We start from the raw sequence: 14,953 nt of genomic DNA, 5'->3' as shown, positions 1-14,953 counted from the left end.
GCCTCAGCTGCCGGTGTTGTCCAGCCAGCGCAGCAGCGCGTAGAGGAAGCGCGTCGAGCCCGGCATGAAGTTGTTGCCGTGGTGGTACGTCGGGTCGAGCGTGGTCGCGATGATCCGGCCCGGCGTGGTGACGGTGTCCTCGAACAGCATCATCCCGGCGTCGCGAAGGTCGCCGTTCTCGTCGGGCTCCTCCGACACCAGCAGCGGCACGACATCCGCGTCGGTGTGCAGCAGCCCGTGGTGGTGCCAGATCACCGACTTCGTCGAAAGGTATTCCCACGCCTCGTGTTCGGGGCTGCGGGTGCGGATCAGCGGATCCTCGCCCTCGAGCCACCACCAGAAGTTGGTGGGTCGCGCCGTCCACGTCACGCCGGGCAGCCACGTGTGCGCCGCGTTCTCGCCGAGGACGACGAGCGTTCCGCCGCGCTCGGCGACCGCGAGGATCTGCGCGGTGTGCCGACACAACAACTCGGGGTGCAGGCGGTCGGCGAGGATCACGGTGTCGAACGCATCGAGGTCACCGTCGGCGAGGTCCGCGAGGTACAGGAACTCGGGCTGGTGTGCGATCACCGCCGGGTCCTTCAGCGTCTGCAGGTGGAAGTGCGATCCACCGTGTACCAGTGCGAGTCGACGCCGGGAGCGGGGGGCTCGATCGGTGCGGGCGAAGGGTTCGATGGTGGTCATGCCTGTGCCTCCTGCTGGGCCAGCCACGTGAGCAGCTGCGGGAAGATGCGGGCGGAGGTGTTCGGATCCTCCTGGTACACGGCCAGATCGATGCCGCCGTGCACCAGCACCTCGCCGGCGCCGAGCGGATACACGTAGTCCACGGGCAGCGCGTGCCGTCCGATGCGGTTGGTCACGACGGCGCCGTCGGGCAGCTTCTGGCTGTAGCCGCGACCGTAGAAGCCGGACACCCCGCGCCGGAAGCTGACGTCGGCGCGGTCGACACCCTCCCACACCGGGTGCGGTTCACCGGCGGTGATCGCCAGATCCTTGGGGCCCGAGTACTGCAGCTTGCGCCACTGGCCGAGGCCTGGCAGGAAGTCGGTGAGCGGGTGACCCATGATCGCGATGCGGCCGCCGCCGGTGACGAAGCCGGTGAGCAGGTCGCGTCGGCGCTCGAGGAAGATCTGGTCGCAGTTGCCGTTCACCAGCAAGCCGCGCACCGAGACGAGGTCGAGAGTGTCGAGGTCGTACAGGTCGACGGGCTGCACCCGGAGGGCAGCGGTGGTGCCGCCGGACATGCCGGTGTTGGTGCCCATCACCAGGTGCAGGACCGGTGGAAGTGACTGCGGCGCAGTCGTGTCGAGAGTCATCGTGAAGCCTTCTGCAGGGTGGCCGCCGGGTCGGCGGCCGTGAATGTGTCGTAGCGGGTGTAGAGGACGGTGCGCGGAGCCCCGCGGTCGTGGACGGTGGCGCTCACGACGTCGATGCCGTACAGCTCGCTGAGCATGTCGTCGGTGACGAGATCGGTGACGGCGCCGATGCGGATGTCCTCGGGCGAGCACATCACGACCGCGCGCCCACCGAGGTGCAGCGCATGATCCGGATGGTGCGTCGTGAGCAGGACGCCCATGCCGTCCGCGGCGAGGTCGCGCAGCAGTTCCAACACCCTCGCCTGGTTGCGCAGGTCCAGGGCCGACACGGGCTCGTCGAGGATCATGAACGTGGCGTCCGAGGCGAGCGCCCGCGCGATGAGCACCAGTTGCCTCTGGCCACCGGACAGTTCGGCGAAGCTGCGCCGAGCGAGATTGCCGATGCCGACCCGGTCCAGGACCTCGCGGGTACGGGCGATGTCGGCCCTACCGGGCACCGCGAAGGCCGAGACCTTCTTCGCCCGGCCCATCAGGACCATGTCGAAGACCGAGTACGCAAAGCTCGACAGCGCGGCCTGTGGGACGTATCCGATCGCGGTGTCCCGCTCCACCCGCCCCTCGCGCAACGGCGTGAGCCCCGCAATACACCGGAGCAGCGTCGTCTTGCCCTGGCCGTTGGGCCCCAGGATCGACGTGATGCCGCCCTCGATCCGCAGGTTCGCGTGCCGGAACACCCAGTCCCGGCGCGGGTAGTGGAAACCTGCGTCCTGAATCTCAAGCATCGATGAAGGCCTGTCTACGCGAGTTCCGCAGCAGCAGAACGAATACCGGCGCACCGATGATCGCGGTGAGGATGCCGAGCGGAATCTCGCCGGAACTCACCGTGCGCGAGAGGGTGTCGATGATCGTCAGGTAGGCGGCACCGAGCACGAACGTCGTGGGCATCGAGATCCGGTGATCGGGTCCGACCCACAGCCGGGCGATGTGCGGAACCACCAGGCCGACCCACCCGATGACGCCGGCCACGGCGACGGCGCCCGCGGTCATGAGCGCCACCATCGTCAGCAGCAGGGCACGCAGCCGTCCGGGATTCACCCCGAGCGAGGCGGCGTCGTCGTCACCGAGCGAGAGAATGTTGATTCGCCAGCGCAGTCCGATGATCACGGCCGATCCCGCGAGGATCGGGACCGCCGCGACGAGCACCTTCGCCATGTCCGCGGTCGCAAGGGATCCCATGAGCCAGAACACGATCGACGGCAGCGTCGTGTACGGATCCGCGACGTAGGTGATGAACGACACCAGGGCCGAGAAGAACGCGCTGGTGACCACGCCGCCGAGGACGATCATGAGGATCGCGCCACCCGCCCGGCTCCGGCCGATCAGCAGCACCATGCCGAGTGCGGCGAGTCCGAACAGGAACGCGCCGCCGACGAGGAACGTCGAGCCCAGGCCGAACATCAGGGCCAGTACGCCGCCGAACGAGGCGCCCGAGGAGACGCCCAGGATCTGCGGGCTCACCAGTGGATTGCGGAACGCGGCCTGCAGTGCGGCACCGCCCAGCGCCAAGCCGCCGCCGACGAGCATCCCCAGCAGGACTCGTGGAAGGCGCACGCCGAGAACGACGTTGGACTCGGCGTCGGTCCACGTGCGGGGGAGTGAGATCACCTCGTTGATCAGGATGCGGGCCACCTCGTTGACCGGCACGGTGTACCGGCCCACCGACAGCGAGATCAGTCCGACTGCGACGATCCCGACGGTGAGGACCACCGGCACCACGAAGCGCGACGACCGCCGCGCCCGCTGCTCGGTTGCGGTCTCAAGCACGGAAGGCGTCATAGCCCGCGCTACCCGAGTTGGCCGGCATCTGGAGGACCCGGTCGACGTCCGCATCGGTGACGTCGTACGCGTACAGCGCGCGGTACGTCTCCCGGATGCGCTCGCGCAGTCCGTGGTTCACGTCCGGGAAGAACACCGAGTTCACCCACAGCCACATGAGGTTCGACTCATTGCACGGCGGGTCCCACGAGAAGCCGCCGATCGGGGCCTTGTAGACGCGCTTGTTCTTCACCGCCGACAGCGACGCCCACTTGGGGTCGGCGTAGACGTCGGCGGGGGTGGTCGGCTCGAAGTTGCCGAGGATCAGCACTTCCGGGTCCCAGCCGAGCACCTGCTCGCGGGTGACCCCCAGGCTGGAGCCGCTACCGGCGCCCGATGCCACGTTCCGGCCGCCGGCCAGGTCGATCCAGAAGTCCATGTAGCTGTTGTCGGCGCCGACCTTGATCTCCGGCGCGTTGTACAGGTAGAGCGCCCGCGGTGCCGCGGCCGCGTGTGCAGTGGCGGTCTTCTCGACCAGCGCGCGGTCGTCGGCCATCTTCGCGAGCACCGCGTCGGCCTCGGCCTTCTTGCCCAGCAGTTCGCCGAAGATCCGGATCCAGGCCTCGAGATCCTCCTGCGTGCCGTACTTGAGCAGGATCACCTTCAGGCCGGCGTTGCGCAGCGGCGCGACGATGTCGTCGCCCTTGTCGCCCCACTGGATCACGACGTCCGGGTTCAGACTCAGGATGTGCTCGACGTTCGGCACGAAGTCGTTGCCCGCCACCACCGGGGTGTCGAGGAACTGCGGGAACATCGTGCCCAGCATGCCTTTCGAAGCCATCGAGATCGCGACCTGATTGACGCCGACATTGCGGGCGGTGGACTGATCCGACCCGATGATCATCGACGGCACCGGGATGATGGCGGACGCGATCCGGCCCACCGGGGTGTCGAACGTGACGGTGTTCCGGTACTGGTCGACGATCGTGACGGGACCGCCGCCGGTGGCGGCGTCGGCGGCCGTCGCGGAGACGGTCTCGCGGCTCGAGCATGCGGTGACGCCGAGGGCGCCGAGCGCGAGCGCTGCGACCCCCATCGAGCGCATGAGGTCTCGGCGGGTGATCGCGGCGGTGAAGTTCGAGGAACGGGGAGGGGTCGACATGGGGCTCCGCAGGCAGAAGTCGTTGGCTCGGTGGCCGTTCGAGGAACGGCAGCAACCTTCCGGGATCGGAAGGTCAGGTAAGCCTACAATAAATAAAGTAAGGCGTACCTGAGTACCCTTTGTCGGGTTTTGGAACCCCGCCTGGTTTCGAAACGACGAGGTCCGCGGACGAAACCGTCCGCGGACCCGTGGAGGCGTACCGGCCTCAGCCGTTCGCGAAGAGGTGGATCCGCTGCTCGCGGCTGCGCTCGAGGTGGGTGCGCATGTGCTCCCGTGCGGACCGTTCGTCCCGAGCGCGGATCGCCTCGAGGATGTTGCTGTGCTCGGCATTGAGGAGATCGGGTTCGCCGTAGTTCGACGGCGGTCCGCTGTCGTAGATCCGCAGCTGCGTCGTCAGTCGGACCAGCAGCGTCATGATCGTCGTGTTGTGGGCGGCCTGCCACAGCGCCTCGTGGAAACGGAAGTTGTCGGTGCGGATCTCGTTGTCGTCCTTGGCTCCGCAGCAGGAGTTGTGCAGTCGGTCGAGGCGGGCCATGTCCAGGTCGGTGTGCCGGATCGCGGCAGCGCCGGCGGCTTCCGACTCGAGGGCGACGCGCGCCGCGTAGATCTCGATCACGTCCTCGGGAGTGCCGGAGCGGACTCGGAAACCACGCGCGGCGCGTTCGAGGAGGCCGTCGTGTGCGAGCCAGTTCAAGGCCTCGCGAATCGGCGTGCGGGACGCGCCGTACTTCTCACTCAGCTGCGTCTCGTGCAGTGCCGCACCCTGTGGGAACTTGCCGGCGAGGATGTCGGCGCGCAGGTGGAGGTACTGCCTGGACGTCTGATCGGATCGGCCGGCGGCGTCGGTGGGTATGAGTGCGCCGAGTTCCGTCAGGTCGTCCCCGTGTGCCATCGGTGCCCCATCTGTCGTTTGTGCTTCGGACTCGCTGATTATGCCATCGACGCCGGTCGGATACTTGCGTATACGCACGTCGTCATTTAGGTTCGTGGGCGCTGATCGTCGTAGTGAGGATGTACAAGTTGTCGAGCGTTGCGTGGGCCCTGATCCAGGCGGAGGAACTCGCCGCCCTACTCGGGGAGGAGTCGGCGCCCGTCGTGCTGGACGTCACAGTCCTCCTGGCTCCTGCCCGTTTCGACGGCGACTACCGGCCCGCGTCGGGCGCATCGGCGTGGCGAGAGGCGCATGTGCCGGGCTCGCGGCACGTCGATCTGCTCGCCGTGCTCTCGGACGGCGGTAGCGACCTCCACTTCTCCCGTCCCCGCGTCGGGCAACTCGTCGAGGACCTCGCCGGGCTGGGCATCACAGCCGACACCGACGTCGTCCTGTACGACCAGGGCACGACGACGTGGGCGGCGCGGGTGTGGTGGTTGCTCCGCAGCATCGGGTTTCACGCGCGCGTCCTCGACGGTGGTCTGGCCCGCTGGCGCACACTCGATCTGCCGGTCGCGGTCGGGGACGATGCTCCGGTCCGCCCGGCGGCGGCGCCGCTCGACGTGACGGAATACCGGCCGGCATGGGCGGACCGGCACGATGCGGTCGCGATCGTCGAGGGGAGCGCGCCGGGGACGCTGGTCTGCGCGCTTGCGCCGGCCCAGTTCTCCGGTGCCGAGCAGACCCGGTACTCGCGCCGCGGACACATCCCCGGCAGCCGGAACCTGTCGGCGAAGAGCCTGCTCGACGAGACGGGCCGACTGCGGCCGGTCGAGGAACTCCGGTCCCTCGCGTCAGCGGCGCTCGCCGGCGCCGACGATCCGGTGGTCCTCTACTGCGGTGGCGGCATCTCGGCGTGCCTGTCCGCCCTCGGACTGGTCCTCGCCGGCCACCACGACATCAGGATCTACGACGGATCCCTCGAGGAGTGGACCGCCGACCCGGCGTTGCCACTCGTGACCCTGCCCGGCGGTGAACCGTGACCCGATGTCGTCGGTCCTGATTCCTCCCACCCGAATCGTTCCACTCCCCAAGGATTTCCATGAACCGCACCATCACCGGCGATGATCTCGCCGGCGCCCTCGACGCGCTGCGCACCCAGGTGCCACTCGTTCACTCGCTCACCAACATCGTGTCCGCGAACTTCCTCACCAACGTGGTCCTCGCTGCCGGGGCCAGCAACGCCCACATCGACAACGCCCACGAGGCAGCAGGATTCGCCCGCATCGCCGGTGGCGTGCTGGTGAACCTCGGCACGCCCGACGACGGCACCGCGGCAGCCTTCACGCTCGCGGCCGAGGCCGCGCACGATGCCGGCACCCCGTGGGTGCTCGACCCCGTCGGGGTCGGCGGCCTGCCGTGGCGTAGTGGACTGGCGGTCGATCTGCTGAAGCACCGGCCCACCGCGATCCGTGGCAACGCCTCCGAGATCATCGCCCTCGCCGGTCTCGGCGGCGACACCCGTGGCGTCGACAGCTCCGACGACCCCGCCGCGGCGGTGCCCGCGGCAGTCGCCCTGCTCGCGCACGCCGACGCCGTCTCGGCCTCGGGCCCGGTGGACCACCTGGTGGGCCGCGACGCCGACGGCGCTGTCGTCGGGGTCCGGATCGGCGGTGGCAGTGACCTGCTGCCCCGGGTCACCTCGACCGGGTGCTCGCTCGGTGGCCTGGTCGCGGCCTACCTCGCGGTCGCACCCAGCCCGCTCGTCGGCCTCGCCGCCGCGCACGCGCACGTCGCGGTCGCGTCGGAGATCGCCGCCGAGAAGTCCTCGGGCCCCGGCTCGTTCGCGGTCGAGTACCTCGACGCCTTGGCTGCGGTCGACGCGGCCACGCTCGCCGAGCGTGCCCTCGTCGAGTCGATCGATCCGGCGATCGTGGGTGGAAATCGATGAGCATCAAGACTTTCTGGTACCTCACGCAGGCCGACGGCGACTTCCCGTGGAGCCCCGGCGGCCTCTACCCGGTGGACGGGGCGCGTCAGATCGAACTCGCGAAGACCATCGACGACGGCGGCTTCGACGGCGCCCTCGTCGCCACCTGGTCCAACGATCCGTTCGCCTCCGCGACATGGGCGGCCTCGCACACCAGCCGGATGAAGTTCCTCGTCGCGATCTACGCCAACATGATCCCGGCGCGCCTGCTCGCCGAGAAGGCGCTCACGTTCGACGCCTTCACCGGTGGCCGCCTCATGATCAACTCGGTGAACGGACGCGACAACATCCTCACCAAGTACGACATGAACGTCGAACACGACCGCCGCTACGAACTGGGGGAACAGTACTGGGCGGACTTCCGGCGGTACTACCGTGAGGGCACCGAGTCGAACTTCCCGAACACGCCGCTGCGTATCGACGGGCTGGCCGACCACGACGTTCCACTGTGGGGTACCGGCGACTCCCCGGCCGGCCTGGCGAACTCGGGCAAGGTGCTCGATGCGTACCTGGTGATGCTCCGCGAGACGTCGTTCATCGAGGACAAGTTCGCCGGTGCGCGGGCTGCCGCGGCCGCCGCAGGACGCGAGTTCACCGATTTCGGCGCGCTGTCCGGCGTGATCGTCCGCCCGTCCCGGGACGAGGCGATGGACCGGTTCCGGTCGCTGTTCGAGAAGGCCGGAATCGACCAGATCACCGACGTCCTGGACAAGGCGGTGCGGCGTCGGACCGGTGGGCAACAGGACCTGAAGACCTTCACCGCGCGTGACGCCCAGCGGCAGGGGTGGGTCGACACCATCGTGGCCGGAAAGCTCCCCGAACCGAACGATCTCTACCTCGGGGACGGCCTGTACGCCGGCATCACCGCGTGGTCGCCGCTCGATATCTTCGCGACGGGGTCGTCGGCCGTGTACTACGTCGGCGCCCCCGACGAGATCACCGACCACGTCCGGGTGCTGAAGCAGCGGACGGGGCTGACGTCGCTGATCCTGGCCGGTTGGCCGCTGATCGACGAGGCGAAGCAGGTGGCCGAGCACCTGATTCCGCGGTTCGCCGACCTCGACTGAGACAACCCGCGAGCGGGCGTCGTGACCTCCTTGTCGCGGCGCCCGCTCCTCGTTGACTCGGCCTGCGCGCGCGAGAACAGTGAGTGGTACCGGGAACGATCTTCGGAGGTGCCGAATGGTTCGCGCAGCACTGTTGGTACGAGTGGAGGCGAAACGCGGCAAGGAGGCTGCCGTCGCCGAGTTCCTCGAGAGTGCGCTGTCGCTGGTTGAGGAGGAACCGGACACCACCGCGTGGTTCGCGCTGCGTTTCGGCCCGGCCACGTTCGGCATCTTCGACGCGTTCCCCGACGATGCGGGGCGGCAGGCGCACCTCGCCGGTAAGGTCGCGCAGGCTCTCATGGCGCGCGCGGACGAGTTGTTCGTCGCGCACCCCACCATCACCAAGGTCGACGTGCTGGCGAGCAAATTACCGGGCTGAGACAACGTCGAGATACCGTCACGATCGTCGGCCGCGGAGATGTAAGCGTGACATTCGAGCCGTTACTTCGACGCTTGTCGGGTGCGTCTCGGGTGATCGCGGTCCGGATCACACTGCCCGTATTGTCGCGTGAGTCACGAACCGCACAGTCACTCCGAGCTGTGGGAGACGGCTGATCTCCTGCCTCTCTTTGCTGGTCAGCGCTCTATTTCCGCCGGATGTCCACCGCCGCTCCGGCGCGGACCACGTATACCCGGTTACCTGAACAGGTACCCCTTCGCGTACTTCTACGGATGTATCGAATCCATAACGACGGAACTCTGGGTTGTGCCCGAACACCGATGCCAGACCAAGTGTCGGACCACAGCAAGACTCGGAGGACCCTCGAATGGCCCTGAAGAACACCCGCCTGACCCGTACCACCCGCGGCCTGCTGCTCGGCGCTGTCGCCGCCGGCGCCGTCATGATTCCCGCCGCCCCCGCCATGGCGCAGCCGTTCACGGCGCCCAGCTGGGGCAGCAGCTCCATCGAGGCCACCCCGGTCGCCGGGTCGAACCAGGCCGTCGCGAACGCCGCCCAGTCGAAGGTCGGCTCGCCGTACGTGTGGGGCGCCACCGGCCCCAGCTCGTTCGACTGCTCCGGTCTGGTCCAGTGGGCCTACAAGCAGGCCGGTAAGTCGGTCCCGCGCACCAGCTACGACCAGGTCGGCGGCGGCACCTCGGTGTCCAAGGCCAACCTGCAGCCCGGTGACGTCGTCGCCTTCTACGGCGCCGAGCACGTCGGCATCTACATCGGCAACGGCAGTGTCGTGCACGCCCCCACCGAGGGCGAGAACGTGAAGATCTCGCCGCTGGACTCGATGACCTTCTCCGGCGCGAGCCGCTACTGAGTCGAGCGCTCGGCACCGACACCGACGAGCCCGTCACTCCCGAGGGAGTGACGGGCTCGTTTTGTTGCCTGTCCTGCCTACGAAATCGCGGGGAGCTGGACCACCTGCCCGGCATAGGCCAGGCCGGCGCCGAAGCCGAGCAGCAGCGCGGTGTCACCGGGGCGGGCCTCGCCGGAGCGGAGGAGCTGTTCCATCGCCATGGGGATCGATGCAGCGCTGGTGTTGCCGCTCTCGGCGATGTCCCGCGCCACCGCGACGGAATCGGGGAGCCCCAGAGTGCGGATCAGCGCGTCGGTGATGCGACTGTTGGCCTGGTGCGGCACGAACGCGTCCAGGTCGTCCGCGGTGACCCCGGCCTTCTCCAGCGCGTCGCGGCACGCCTTCTCCAGAAAAGTGATGGCCCAACGGAAGACGGCCTGGCCGTCCATCCGGATGTACGGCCGCTCCGTACTGCCACCCGCGGCTTCGGCGGCCGCGACCTCGGCGAAATACTGCATGAAGTCCTTGTCCTGCTTGATCGCCTTGGTCTGGCTCCCGTCCGAACCCCACGCGACCGGACCGATCCCCTCGGAATCGGAGGGACCGACGACGACCGCACCGGCGCCGTCGGCGAAGATGAACGCGCACGTCCGGTCGGTGGGATCGAGTAGGTCGGACAGCCGCTCCACGCCGATCATCAGGACGTGCCGGGCCTGCCCTGCGCGGACGAGGCTCGCCGCGTTGCCGAGCGCGTAGCAGAAGCCGGCACAACCTGCGGAGACGTCGAAGGCGGCGGTGTCCTGCATGCCGAGTTCCGTCGCCACGACCGCTCCGGCCGACGGGCCGAGCACCATCTGTGACGAGGTGGCCAGCACGACGGCGTCGATCTGCTCGGCGACCAGTCCCGCCGCGGCGAGCGCGTCGCGGGCGGCGGCGACGCTCATCGAGACGATGGTCTCGTCGGGCTCGGCCCAGCCGCGAGCCGTGATGCCGGAACGAGTCCGGATCCATTCGTCGGACGAATCGATGCGGTCGACGATCTCGGAATTCGGGACCACACGTCGGGGCCGGTACACGCCGAGGCCCAGGAGGGCCGCGTGCGCGGCAGGAGTTGCGGTGGCAATGGGGGCAGGCACGGCATCCTCTCCATGTGGACCGATCGGACCACATGATTCCGATCTAACATCACTCGGATCGACGTCGCCCGGTTCTGGGCCGACATGAACGAATCGACCCGCTCCGCGATCGTTTCGGTGATCGGGGAGCGGGTCGATTCGACGAACTACCGACGCGACGGCGTCAGCGGTTCATTCGACTCAGCAGTCGTAGTACAGCGAGAACTCGTACGGGTGCGGACGCAGGTTGACCGGGGCGATCTCCTGCTCGCGCTTGATCGCGATCCAGGTCTCGATCAGGTCGGTGGTGAACACGCCGCCCTCGGTGAGGTAGTCGTGATCCTGCTCGAGGCGGTCGATGACGGCCGACAGGCTGGTGGGCGCCTGCGGGATGTTGCGGGCCTCCTCCGGCGGGAGCTCGTAGAGGTCCTTGTCGACCGGAGCCATCGGCTCGATCTTGTTCTTGATGCCGTCCAGGCCGGCCATCATCTGCGCGGCGAAGTTCAGGTACGGGTTGCCCGAGGAGTCCGGGGCGCGGAACTCGATGCGCTTGGCCTTCGGGTTGTTGCCCGTGATCGGGATGCGGACCGCGGCGGAGCGGTTGCGCTGGCTGTAGACCAGGTTGATGGGGGCCTCGTAACCCGGCACCAGCCGGTGGTACGAGTTGATCGTCGGGTTGGTGAACGCCAGCAGCGACGGCGCGTGGTGCAGGATGCCGCCGATGTACCAACGAGCGATGTCCGACAGGCCCGCGTAGCCGGCCTCGTCGTGGAACAGCGGCTTGCCGTCCTTCCACAGCGACTGGTGCACGTGCATGCCCGAGCCGTTGTCACCGAACAGCGGCTTCGGCATGAAGGTGGCCGACTTGCCGTACTGCCAGCAGGTGTTCTTCACGATGTACTTGAACAGCTGCAGGTCGTCGGCAGCGGCAAGCAGGGTGTTGAACTTGTAGTTGATCTCCTGCTGACCACCGGTGCCCACCTCGTGGTGGCCGCGCTCGAGCTCGAAGCCCGCGTTCGTCAGGTTCGTGGAGATCGCGTCACGCAGGTCGACGTAGTGGTCGTACGGTGCGACGGGGAAGTAGCCGCCCTTGGGGCGAACCTTGTAGCCGAGGTTGGGGGAGCCGTCGGCGTTGACGTCGTTGCCGGTGTTCCAGGCGCCGGAGACCGAATCCAGCTCGTAGAACGCGCCGTTCATCTGCGAGTCGTAGCGGACCGAGTCGAAGATGTAGAACTCGGCCTCGGCACCGAAGAACGCGGTGTCGGCGATGCCGGTCGACTTCAGGTACTCCTCCGCCTTGCGGGCGACGTTACGGGGATCGCGGCTGTAGGCCTCACGGGTGAACGGATCGTGGACGAAGAAGTCCATGTTCAGGGTGCGGGCCTTGCGGAACGGATCGATCCGCGCGGTCGCGACGTCGGGGAGGAGCATCATGTCGGACTCGTGGATCGACTGGAAGCCGCGGACCGAAGAGCCGTCGAACGCGAGGCCGTCCTCGAACACGTCCTGGTTGAACGCGGAGGCCGGGATGGAGAAGTGCTGCTGGACGCCCGGCAGGTCGCTGAATCGGATGTCGACGTACTCGATGTCCTGTTCGGCGATGTACTTGATGACCTCATCGGCCGTGGTGAACGCCACGTTGGTGCTCCTTAAGTCGGTTACCTGCCGGTCGGGTTGCGGCGGCTTCGTCGAGGCAAGACGGTAGAGAGCCGGTGTTGCCCGCTAATCAAGCCTATGTTTCGCCAGTGTTACACGTCGGGATTCGGCCCGTGGACCGGGTGTGAATGTGACCATTCCCACCGGTCGGCCAACTTCCGTCAGTGTGACGGAGGGCACCCCGGGTGCCACGGCCGGTCGGAACCCGCACGTCGACGCCTATCCTGGACGCTATGGCACGAATGATGGGTTCCTGGCTCTCCGGACCGTCCGCGGCGCTGCCGAAGGACCAGACCGAGGCGCAGGCGTACCGAGGCGAACTTCTCGGGCTTCCGGCCGACGGCCCCGGGTCGCTCGCGACCACCGGCCGCCGCATCGGGGCCCTCGTCATCGACTGGTTCATGTCGGCCGGCGTGGTCATGCTGTTCATGCAGCAGGCGCCGTGGGACTCCTACGTCTCGACGTACACGCTGGGATTGTGGTTCGTCGTCGGCCTCGTCTGCGTCACCCTGTTCTCGTTCACTCCGGGGCAGTACGCGATGGGACTGCAGGTGGCCCGCGTCGACGGCCCCGTGCCCGTCGGATTCCTGCGCGCCCTGGCCCGTCAGGCCCTGATCGTCTTCATCGCGCCGGCGGTCATCACCGACGTCGACGGCCGCGGCATGCACGACCGTGCCACCGGCACCGCGTTGGTGCGCACGCGCTGATTCGTCACTGTCCAGGTAGCCCGTTGACGCCGAATGTCACATCGGTTCAGTCCGACTGAACCGATGTGACATTCGGCGTTCGTGCGTGGGAAGGATCAGCGACGACGGATGGTGCGCTGCATGCCCTTCATCCGTGCGCCGGGCGGCAGCGGACCCTTGGGCATGGCCGCACCACTGCGGCTGCCGAGCGCGGCCAGACGCGACTCGATGGAGTCCATGCGCTTGGTGTCGATGTTGCGCGGCAGCTTGTTGAGGTACTTGACCAGCTGCGACAGCGGAACCTGGCCCTCGTCGTTGCCGACGACGATGTCGTAGATCGGGGTGTCGCCGACGAGGCGGGCCGTCTTCTTCTTCTCCTGCGCGAGCAGGCCCTTGACCCGCTGCGGCGAACCCTCGGCGACCAGGATGACGCCGGGACGGCCGATCACCCGGTGCACCGCGTCGAGCTGAGCGGTGCCGGTGACGGCGTTCTTCACCCGCCACGCGCCCTGCATGTTCTCGAGTGCCCACGCGGCCGCACCGGCCTGGCCCTCGGCCTTGCCGTACACCGTCTTCTGGACCCGCTTGCCGAAGATGATGAAGGCCAGCAGGACGCCCACCAGGACGCCGATCGGCAGCAGGAACCACTCGATGCCGAAGATCAGCCCGACGAGGAAGAACACGAGCGCACTCGCGACGAGTGCGCCGATCATCATCGGCAGCAGCAGCTTGTCTTCCTTGCGCTGCATCTGGAACGCCTGCCAGAGCTGAGTCCGGCGTTCCTTGGACGCCTGCTTGCGGGCCGCCTTCGCCGCAGCCTTCGCTTCCTTGCTTGGTTTGCCCGCTTTACCGGACTTACTGCCGTTCGCCATACCTCACAGGATACGACCCTCACCGTGCCCTATCGCGCGCGCGGTGAGGGGGAGAACACGTCAGGCGCGGGCGGCGAGCCTCGCGAGCACCGAGCTCGCCTCCTGGGAAGCGCTGCCCTCCTCGGCGAGGTGGGCCTGGCCTTCGGGCAGGGCGCGGCCGTGGCGGGCCATCGCCTGCGCGTACAGGCGGCCGGCCCGGTACGACGAACGCACCAGCGGACCGGCCATCACACCGGCGAATCCGATCTCCTCGGCGGCCCGCGAGTGCTCGACGAACTCCTCGGGCTTGACCCACCGTTCGACCGGATGGTGCCGCGGCGAGGGGCGCAGGTACTGCGTGATCGTGATGATGTCGCAGCCCGCCTCGTGCAGGTCGACCATCGCCTGCTGGACCTCCTCGGGGGTCTCGCCCATACCGAGGATGAGGTTCGACTTGGTCACCAGGCCGAATTCACGGGCCGCCGTGATCACGCCGAGTGAGCGCTCGTAGCGGAACGCCGGGCGGATCCGCTTGAAGATGCGTGGCACGGTCTCCAGGTTGTGCGCGAGCACCTCGGGACGGGACTCGAACACCTCGGCCAGCAGATCGGGCTTGCCGTTGAAGTCGGGGATCAGGTTCTCGACACCGGTGCCCGGGTTCATCGCGTGGATCTGACGCACGGTCTCCGCGTACAGCCAGGCGCCGCCGTCGGGCAGGTCGTCGCGGGCCACACCGGTGATGGTCGAGTAGCGCAGACCCATCGCCTTGACGCTCTCGGCGACCCGGCGCGGCTCGTCACGATCGAGCGCGGCCGGCTTGCCGGTGTCGATCTGGCAGAAATCGCAACGGCGCGTGCACTGCTCGCCGCCGATGAGGAACGTCGCCTCCCGGTCCTCCCAGCACTCGTAGATGTTGGGGCAGCCGGCTTCCTCGCAGACCGTGTGCAGGCCTTCGTTCTTCACCAGGCCCTTGAGCTCGGTGTACTCCGGGCCCATCTTCGCGCGGGTCCGAATCCAGTTGGGCTTGCGTTCGATCGGAGTTTCCGCATTTCGGGTCTCGATGCGGAGCAGCTTCCGTCCTTCTGGGGCGACAGTCACGCCGTCGATCGTACGCCTGACCGAACCGTCGCTCCGGGCT

Annotated in this window: 16 protein-coding genes; 6 read left to right on the top strand and 10 right to left on the bottom strand. The window is 67.9% G+C overall.

Annotated features, from left to right (window positions below):
- Window positions 1–3: 3 nt before the first annotated feature.
- The 6 genes from C7H75_RS15085 to C7H75_RS15060 all read right to left on the bottom strand — a co-directional run bounded on the left by C7H75_RS15085 (window position 4) and on the right by C7H75_RS15060 (window position 5,185).
- Window positions 4–684: a hypothetical protein gene (locus C7H75_RS15085; RefSeq protein ID WP_081205761.1), complete on the bottom strand. Its 681-nt coding sequence runs from the start codon at window positions 682–684 to the stop codon at window positions 4–6.
- A complete protein-coding gene (locus C7H75_RS15080; protein ID WP_106851540.1) occupies window positions 681–1,316 on the bottom strand; it encodes a hypothetical protein in 636 nt (211 codons plus the stop codon). Before C7H75_RS15080 ends, C7H75_RS15085 begins: the two co-directional genes overlap by 4 nt.
- Window positions 1,313–2,098 carry an ABC transporter ATP-binding protein gene (locus C7H75_RS15075; RefSeq protein WP_064059002.1) on the bottom strand — a complete coding sequence of 262 codons (786 nt, stop codon included), beginning with the start codon at window positions 2,096–2,098 and terminating at the stop codon, window positions 1,313–1,315. The genes C7H75_RS15080 and C7H75_RS15075 overlap by 4 nt, the downstream gene beginning before the upstream one ends.
- Window positions 2,091–3,152: a FecCD family ABC transporter permease gene (locus C7H75_RS15070; RefSeq protein WP_106851539.1), complete on the bottom strand. Its 1,062-nt coding sequence runs from the start codon at window positions 3,150–3,152 to the stop codon at window positions 2,091–2,093. The genes C7H75_RS15075 and C7H75_RS15070 overlap by 8 nt, the downstream gene beginning before the upstream one ends.
- Window positions 3,133–4,293, bottom strand: coding sequence for an ABC transporter substrate-binding protein (locus tag C7H75_RS15065; RefSeq protein WP_106851538.1), 1,161 nt, complete (start codon window positions 4,291–4,293; stop codon window positions 3,133–3,135). The genes C7H75_RS15070 and C7H75_RS15065 overlap by 20 nt, the downstream gene beginning before the upstream one ends.
- A 205-nt stretch (window positions 4,294–4,498) precedes the next feature.
- Window positions 4,499–5,185, bottom strand: coding sequence for a GntR family transcriptional regulator (locus C7H75_RS15060; RefSeq protein ID WP_005512425.1), 687 nt, complete (start codon window positions 5,183–5,185; stop codon window positions 4,499–4,501).
- A gap of 119 nt (window positions 5,186–5,304) precedes the next feature.
- Between C7H75_RS15060 and C7H75_RS15055 the strand changes: the two genes are divergently transcribed.
- From C7H75_RS15055 to C7H75_RS15035, 5 genes are all read left to right on the top strand, one after another.
- The gene (locus C7H75_RS15055) at window positions 5,305–6,207 is read left to right on the top strand and encodes a sulfurtransferase (protein WP_084922987.1); all 903 of its coding nucleotides are present in this window, start codon (window positions 5,305–5,307) and stop codon (window positions 6,205–6,207) included.
- Between the two features lie 59 nt (window positions 6,208–6,266).
- Entirely contained in the window at window positions 6,267–7,115 is an 849-nt protein-coding gene (gene thiM / locus C7H75_RS15050) for a hydroxyethylthiazole kinase (protein ID WP_005512428.1), read from the top strand.
- Window positions 7,112–8,221, top strand: a complete 1,110-nt coding sequence (locus tag C7H75_RS15045; protein WP_106851537.1) for an LLM class flavin-dependent oxidoreductase — start codon at window positions 7,112–7,114, stop codon at window positions 8,219–8,221. Before thiM ends, C7H75_RS15045 begins: the two co-directional genes overlap by 4 nt.
- Window positions 8,222–8,336: 115 nt before the next feature.
- On the top strand, window positions 8,337–8,639 hold the full coding sequence (locus C7H75_RS15040; protein WP_005512431.1) for a putative quinol monooxygenase: 303 nt from the start codon (window positions 8,337–8,339) through the stop codon (window positions 8,637–8,639).
- Window positions 8,640–9,027: 388 nt separating this feature from the next.
- Window positions 9,028–9,528 carry a C40 family peptidase gene (locus C7H75_RS15035; RefSeq protein WP_005512434.1) on the top strand — a complete coding sequence of 167 codons (501 nt, stop codon included), beginning with the start codon at window positions 9,028–9,030 and terminating at the stop codon, window positions 9,526–9,528.
- Window positions 9,529–9,605: 77 nt separating this feature from the next.
- Here the strand turns inward: C7H75_RS15035 and C7H75_RS15030 are convergent, their stop codons facing one another.
- On the bottom strand, window positions 9,606–10,643 hold the full coding sequence (locus C7H75_RS15030) for a beta-ketoacyl-ACP synthase III (RefSeq protein WP_106851536.1): 1,038 nt from the start codon (window positions 10,641–10,643) through the stop codon (window positions 9,606–9,608).
- Between the two features lie 180 nt (window positions 10,644–10,823).
- Window positions 10,824–12,260, bottom strand: coding sequence for a type I glutamate--ammonia ligase (glnA, locus tag C7H75_RS15025; RefSeq protein ID WP_005512438.1), 1,437 nt, complete (start codon window positions 12,258–12,260; stop codon window positions 10,824–10,826).
- A 251-nt stretch (window positions 12,261–12,511) separates the two neighbouring features.
- Here glnA and C7H75_RS15020 point away from each other — a divergent pair, with 251 nt between their 5' ends.
- A complete protein-coding gene (locus C7H75_RS15020; protein ID WP_005512439.1) occupies window positions 12,512–12,985 on the top strand; it encodes an RDD family protein in 474 nt (157 codons plus the stop codon).
- A gap of 95 nt (window positions 12,986–13,080) precedes the next feature.
- On the opposite strand, the gene C7H75_RS15015 is transcribed toward C7H75_RS15020, so the two are convergent.
- Window positions 13,081–13,836, bottom strand: a complete 756-nt coding sequence (locus C7H75_RS15015; RefSeq protein ID WP_005512441.1) for a DUF4191 domain-containing protein — start codon at window positions 13,834–13,836, stop codon at window positions 13,081–13,083.
- Between the two features lie 60 nt (window positions 13,837–13,896).
- Window positions 13,897–14,913 carry a lipoyl synthase gene (gene lipA / locus C7H75_RS15010; protein WP_013416407.1) on the bottom strand — a complete coding sequence of 339 codons (1,017 nt, stop codon included), beginning with the start codon at window positions 14,911–14,913 and terminating at the stop codon, window positions 13,897–13,899.
- Window positions 14,914–14,953: the final 40 nt, after the last annotated feature.

The sequence above is a fragment of the Rhodococcus (subgen. Prescottella) equi genome (genome assembly GCF_003013675.1).
GTDB classification, from domain to species: Bacteria; Actinomycetota; Actinomycetes; order Mycobacteriales; family Mycobacteriaceae; genus Prescottella; species Prescottella equi.
Note: the sequence above shows the minus strand (reverse complement) of the source record. Positions and strands in the feature narration are given on the sequence as shown.

Excerpts from the sequence above, each read along its gene's own strand:
- C7H75_RS15085 (WP_081205761.1), bottom strand. The coding sequence starts at position 684 with ATGACCACCATCGAACCCTTCGCCCGCACCGATCGAGCCCCCCGCTCC.
- C7H75_RS15080 (WP_106851540.1), bottom strand. The coding sequence starts at position 1,316 with ATGACTCTCGACACGACTGCGCCGCAGTCACTTCCACCGGTCCTGCAC.
- C7H75_RS15075 (WP_064059002.1), bottom strand. The coding sequence starts at position 2,098 with ATGCTTGAGATTCAGGACGCAGGTTTCCACTACCCGCGCCGGGACTGG.
- C7H75_RS15070 (WP_106851539.1), bottom strand. The coding sequence starts at position 3,152 with ATGACGCCTTCCGTGCTTGAGACCGCAACCGAGCAGCGGGCGCGGCGG.
- C7H75_RS15065 (WP_106851538.1), bottom strand. The coding sequence starts at position 4,293 with ATGTCGACCCCTCCCCGTTCCTCGAACTTCACCGCCGCGATCACCCGC.
- C7H75_RS15060 (WP_005512425.1), bottom strand. The coding sequence starts at position 5,185 with ATGGCACACGGGGACGACCTGACGGAACTCGGCGCACTCATACCCACC.
- C7H75_RS15055 (WP_084922987.1), top strand. The coding sequence starts at position 5,305 with ATGTACAAGTTGTCGAGCGTTGCGTGGGCCCTGATCCAGGCGGAGGAA.
- thiM (WP_005512428.1), top strand. The coding sequence starts at position 6,267 with ATGAACCGCACCATCACCGGCGATGATCTCGCCGGCGCCCTCGACGCG.
- C7H75_RS15045 (WP_106851537.1), top strand. The coding sequence starts at position 7,112 with ATGAGCATCAAGACTTTCTGGTACCTCACGCAGGCCGACGGCGACTTC.
- C7H75_RS15040 (WP_005512431.1), top strand. The coding sequence starts at position 8,337 with ATGGTTCGCGCAGCACTGTTGGTACGAGTGGAGGCGAAACGCGGCAAG.
- C7H75_RS15035 (WP_005512434.1), top strand. The coding sequence starts at position 9,028 with ATGGCCCTGAAGAACACCCGCCTGACCCGTACCACCCGCGGCCTGCTG.
- C7H75_RS15020 (WP_005512439.1), top strand. The coding sequence starts at position 12,512 with ATGGCACGAATGATGGGTTCCTGGCTCTCCGGACCGTCCGCGGCGCTG.
- C7H75_RS15015 (WP_005512441.1), bottom strand. The coding sequence starts at position 13,836 with ATGGCGAACGGCAGTAAGTCCGGTAAAGCGGGCAAACCAAGCAAGGAA.